The sequence below is a fragment of the Polynucleobacter sp. 39-46-10 genome, from assembly GCF_002282275.1.
Window position 1 is genome coordinate 1 of the sequence record NZ_NCJB01000400.1, and the last position, 1,882, is coordinate 1,882.

The following is a 1,882-nucleotide window of genomic DNA, read 5'->3' on the forward strand; positions in this document are numbered from 1 at the left end:
CCTCGCCCCCGCCGAACCAATCAGTTTTATGAGGAAGCTAGACTACCTTTGAATGAACGCGCCCTACTATCCGACTATCGCGGTAGCGGCTACGACCGTGGGCACAACGTACCGGCCGGTGACATGACACGCGAACGAGGGATGGCGCAGTCATTTTCTCTAGCAAATATGATGCCGCAGGCTAGGCAAAATAACCAAGGTATCTGGGCAAAGCGGGTTGAAGAGCCTACCAGGATGTATATCAAGCGTGCGCAAGGAGATGTCTACGTCTTTACCGGCTCAATTGGTCATGCTGGCAGCATTGGTAAAAACAAGGTCACCATTCCAAGCCATCTTTATAAACTGGTCTATGACCCCCATAAAAAATTGGCGTGGGCTTATTGGGTTGAAAATACCAATGAAGCTCAAATGCGCCCACCGATCTCTTACACCGAACTGATTCAGAAAACTGGCATCGACTTTCATTTACCTGTAGAAAGCAGCGAAAGTAAGCCTGTTCTACAAGTTAATAAAGGTGTTACTGAATCTAGACAAGTACTGGGCGGCTGGTATCCAGTCTTTTTTGATCAATACTCACCCGAAAAGGTTTCAGCAATCATCTCCAATATCAAAGCAGGAAGGGTTGCCAGCATAGAGCTTCAATATGACCGCAATCTCCAGTTCGCTCAGAGTCTGGCACAAGAGATTGAGGCGCAAACTCAAATGCAGGTCAGGCTTTCGCAAAGCAGTCCGCCTGATTCACCCAATGTCAGCTACGAACGCAATCGTGTCGTAGCGATAGTGTACTCAAAGTAAGCCTACTGTTCGCGAGTGCGAGCAGAAATTCCATGAGCCCTCTGAATCGGGGCCAACAAACCTCGCAAGCCATTGTGATCCAGGGTGTGCATTAGCTCCAGGAGCTGTCCAAGCTCGCCCTGAGGAAATCCTTCGCGAGCGAACCAGGCCAAGTAATTACCAGGCAAGTCCGCAAGCGCGCGACCAGCATGCTTGCCAAAAGGCATCTTCATTGTGACTAGCTTCACCAGGGCTTCTGAATCCATAGCCCTGATCTTACAAGCCCCAGCAAGTTCCCAGCCAAATCTCAACACCAAGCCAAACAGGGTCATTTTCTCAATTGAGAATTATTCTCATTTACTGTATATTGAGAATCATTCTCAATAACTTTTATTCACTAACCACCATCACCATGAAACTGACCATCAAAAGACTCGTAGCCTTCAGCATCCTATTAGCCACCGCCTTGCACTTCTCATTCGCCAATGCGGGCGAAGGGGCGTTTGGATGGATTTACACCCTCGATCTCCAACCAAAAGGAAAGCTCGAGTTTGAGCAACGCTTACAGCTCAATAAACAGCAAGCTGCTGGCACCTACGACGCCTGGACTGCCCGAACTGAACTTGAGTATGGCTTGACTAATGATTTGCAAATTGCTGGCTACATCAATTCTTATTACACCAGTGCAAATCAAAATTACACCAACCCCGAGGCTTGTGATGATGTTGCAAGTTGCACAGGTGGATATGGGGTGCCATCAAGCCATGATCCTGCCACCCCCTATAGAAAAAGTGGAATTGAGGGTGGCTCCTTAGAAGCCATTTATCGACTCACTAATCCAGTGACATCGCCCGTTGGAGTAGGACTGTATCTAGAACCTACCTGGGGTAGAAACAAAGATGAAATTGAAGCTCGCCTCCTCTTGCAATCGAACTTCATTGATGACCGACTGGTATTGGCAGGTAACGTTGTCGTAGCAAATGAACGCTTGAAATTTATTGAGAATGGCAATGTCCCTGAATCCATGCTCGATTTTCTTGTAGGAGCTAGTTACCGATTTGCCCCGAAATGGTCTGCCGGTGTTGAAGCGCGCTTTCATAATGATTAC

At 47.8% G+C, this 1,882-nt stretch carries 3 protein-coding genes; 2 read left to right on the top strand and 1 reads right to left on the bottom strand.

The window, feature by feature from the left end; translation table 11 throughout:
- Positions 1 to 795: DNA/RNA non-specific endonuclease (locus B7X71_RS16105; RefSeq protein ID WP_293601475.1), on the top strand; the 795-nt coding region annotated here is incomplete at its 5' end.
- 2 nt (positions 796 to 797) lie between these two features.
- Here the strand turns inward: B7X71_RS16105 and B7X71_RS16110 are convergent.
- On the bottom strand, positions 798 to 1,040 hold the full coding sequence (locus tag B7X71_RS16110) for a DUF3820 family protein (RefSeq protein WP_114652078.1): 243 nt from the start codon (positions 1,038 to 1,040) through the stop codon (positions 798 to 800).
- 146 nt (positions 1,041 to 1,186) lie between these two features.
- Between B7X71_RS16110 and B7X71_RS16115 the strand changes: the two genes are divergently transcribed.
- A partial coding sequence (locus B7X71_RS16115; RefSeq protein WP_293601476.1) for a hypothetical protein occupies positions 1,187 to 1,882 on the top strand: 696 nt, incomplete at its 3' end.

Coding starts and splice junctions, on each gene's coding strand:
- B7X71_RS16110 (WP_114652078.1), bottom strand. CDS start 1,040: ATGGATTCAGAAGCCCTGGTGAAGCTAGTCACAATGAAGATGCCTTTT.